This window comes from Flagellimonas aurea (genome assembly GCF_017313785.1).
Classification (GTDB): Bacteria; Bacteroidota; Bacteroidia; order Flavobacteriales; family Flavobacteriaceae; genus Flagellimonas; species Flagellimonas aurea.
Genome location: NZ_JAFLNL010000024.1, coordinates 1 through 3,122, shown reverse-complemented (window position 1 = coordinate 3,122; position 3,122 = coordinate 1). Strand labels below are relative to the sequence as shown.

Below are 3,122 nucleotides of genomic sequence, written 5' to 3'. Positions count from 1 at the left end.
TATATAAGGATTACGAGAGGGCATTTGTACCTTAGGGTACAGGTGCGACAAGCAAAAGAAGGGCGTATGGGGGATGCCTAGGCTCTCAGAGGCGACGAAGGACGCGATAAGCTGCGAAAATCCACGGGGAGCTGCACATGAGCATTGATCCGTGGGTGTCCGAATGGGGCAACCCGGCAGGTTGAAGGCCTGTCACCCAGCAATGGGGGCGAACCCGCCGAACTGAAACATCTAAGTAGGCGGAGGAAGAGAAAACAAGAGTGATTCCGAGAGTAGTGGCGAGCGAAATCGGAACAGCCCAAACCGTTGTTGTTTAGGCAATGACGGGGTTGTAGGACCACAATGTTCTTTGCGCGACGAACCGGAAGCAGTTGGAAAGCTGCACGATATGGGTGACAGTCCCGTACGGGCAAGGAGCGTTAAAGATAGTGGTATCCTGAGTAGCGCGGGGCACGTGAAACCCTGTGTGAATCCGGCGGGACCATCCGCCAAGGCTAAATACTCCTGGGAGACCGATAGTGTACCAGTACCGTGAGGGAAAGGTGAAAAGAACCGTGAACAACGGAGTGAAATAGACCCTGAAACCATACGCCTACAAGCGGTCGGAGCCAGTTTACTGGTGACGGCGTGCCTTTTGCATAATGAGCCTACGAGTTACTTTTACCGGCAAGGTTAAGCACTTATGGTGCGCAGCCGTAGCGAAAGCGAGTCTGAACAGGGCGCTATAGTCGGTAGTAGTAGACGCGAAACCGTGCGATCTACCCATGGGCAGGTTGAAGCTGTGGTAACACATAGTGGAGGACCGAACCCGTTGACGTTGAAAAGTCTTGGGATGACCTGTGGGTAGGGGTGAAAGGCCAATCAAGCTCGGAAATAGCTCGTACTCCCCGAAATGCATTTAGGTGCAGCGTTCTGATAGTTATATAGAGGTAGAGCTACTGATTGGATGCGGGGGCTTCACCGCCTACCAATTCCTGACAAACTCCGAATGCTATATAATGTTTCAGGGCAGTGAGGGCATGGGTGCTAAGGTCCATGTCCGAGAGGGAAAGAACCCGGACCATCAGCTAAGGTCCCCAAATATGTGCTAAGTTGACAAAACGCGGTGGGACTGCACAGACAGCCAGGATGTTGGCTTGGAAGCAGCCATTCATTTAAAGAGTGCGTAACAGCTCACTGGTCGAGCGGTCCCGCATGGATAATGATCGGGCATAAGCACATTACCGAAGCTATGGCATCGAAAGATGGGTAGGGGAGCATTCTGTTCGGCGCTGAAGGTGCACTGCGAGGTGTGCTGGAGCGTACAGAAACGAAAATGTAGGCATAAGTAACGATAATGCGGGCGAGAAACCCGCACGCCGAAAGACCAAGGTTTCCCCGGCCATGCTAATCAGCCGGGGGTCAGTCGGGACCTAACACGAACCCGGAAGGGGCAGTGGATGGACAAGCGGTTAATATTCCGCTACCCGCAATGCGACAAAAGTGACGGGGCAGCTTAGTTGGTGCGTGCTGACGGAATAGCACGTTGAAGCGCAAGCGATAGTACGACAAGGCCACGGCCGCGTCGATAATCCAGCGGCGCTGCCTCCAAGAAAAGCGAGCATTGCGGCCCGTACCGTAAACCGACACAGGTGGTCGGGATGAGAATTCTAAGGCGCTCGAGAGATTCATGGTTAAGGAACTAGGCAAAATGGACGCGTAACTTCGGGAGAAGCGTCGCTCCCCTCCGGGGGAGCCGCAGTGAATAGGCCCAGGCGACTGTTTATCAAAAACACAGGGCTCTGCCAAATCGAAAGATGACGTATAGGGCCTGACACCTGCCCGGTGCCGGAAGGTTAAAGGGAGACGTCAGCCACTTGTGGTGAAGCGTTGAACTGAAGCCCCGGTAAACGGCGGCCGTAACTATAACGGTCCTAAGGTAGCGAAATTCCTTGTCGGGTAAGTTCCGACCTGCACGAATGGTGCAACGATCTGGGCACTGTCTCAACCATGATCTCGGTGAAATTGTAGTATCGGTGAAGATGCCGGTTACCCGCAGTGGGACGAAAAGACCCCGTGCACCTTTACTATAGCTTCGTATTGACCTTGGTCAAACAATGTGTAGGATAGCTGGGAGGCTTTGAACCTGCGTCGCCAGGCGTGGGGGAGCCGTTGTTGAAATACCAGCCTTTGTTTGATCGGGGCCTAACCCCTAACGGGGGACAGTGCGTGGTGGGTAGTTTGACTGGGGTGGTCGCCTCCAAAAGAGTAACGGAGGCTTCTAAAGGTGCCCTCAACACGGTTGGCAATCGTGTGCAGAGTGCAATGGCACAAGGGCGCTTGACTGTGAGACATACAGGTCGAACAGGTAGGAAACTAGAGCATAGTGATCCGGTGGTTCCGCATGGAAGGGCCATCGCTCAAAGGATAAAAGGTACGCCGGGGATAACAGGCTGATCTCCCCCAAGAGCTCATATCGACGGGGGGGTTTGGCACCTCGATGTCGGCTCGTCACATCCTGGGGCTGGAGAAGGTCCCAAGGGTTGGGCTGTTCGCCCATTAAAGTGGCACGCGAGCTGGGTTCAGAACGTCGTGAGACAGTTCGGTCTCTATCTACTGCGGGCGTTAGAGATTTGAGTGGACCTGACCCTAGTACGAGAGGACCGGGTTGGACCGACCACTGGTGCGCCGGTTGTCCCGCCAGGGGCATCGCCGGGTAGCTAAGTCGGGATGGGATAAGCGCTGAAAGCATATAAGCGCGAAACCCGCCACAAGATGAGATCTCTTTAAAGGGCCGTGGGAGATGACCACGTCGATAGGCCGTAGGTGGAAGTGCAGCGATGCATGTAGCCGAGCGGTACTAATTGCCCGTAAGCTTGCGCACCGCCCGATCGGTGGTTCCTTGTAGGAAAACATACTTCGTTGACTCTTTTTTGACCGGTGCACAGCGCGCCGTCCCATAATATGTCATATCATGAACATTAAGATATTGAAGATCTAGGTGGCCATGGCGACGGGGCCCACCCCTTTCCATTCCGAACAGGGAAGTTAAGCCCGTTTGCGCCGATGGTACTGCCACACCAGGTGGGAGAGTAGGTCGCCGCCTTCCTCAAGGCCCTTCACATTAGTGATGGGCCTTTTTT

Annotated in this window: 2 rRNA genes; both read left to right on the top strand. The window is 54.4% G+C overall.

Annotated features, from left to right (window positions below):
- Nucleotides 1–44 precede the first annotated feature (44 nt).
- A 23S ribosomal RNA gene (locus tag J0656_RS19970) occupies nucleotides 45–2,863 on the top strand.
- A gap of 113 nt (nucleotides 2,864–2,976) precedes the next feature.
- Nucleotides 2,977–3,088: ribosomal RNA gene (gene rrf / locus J0656_RS19965) — 5S ribosomal RNA — on the top strand.
- Nucleotides 3,089–3,122 lie beyond the last annotated feature (34 nt).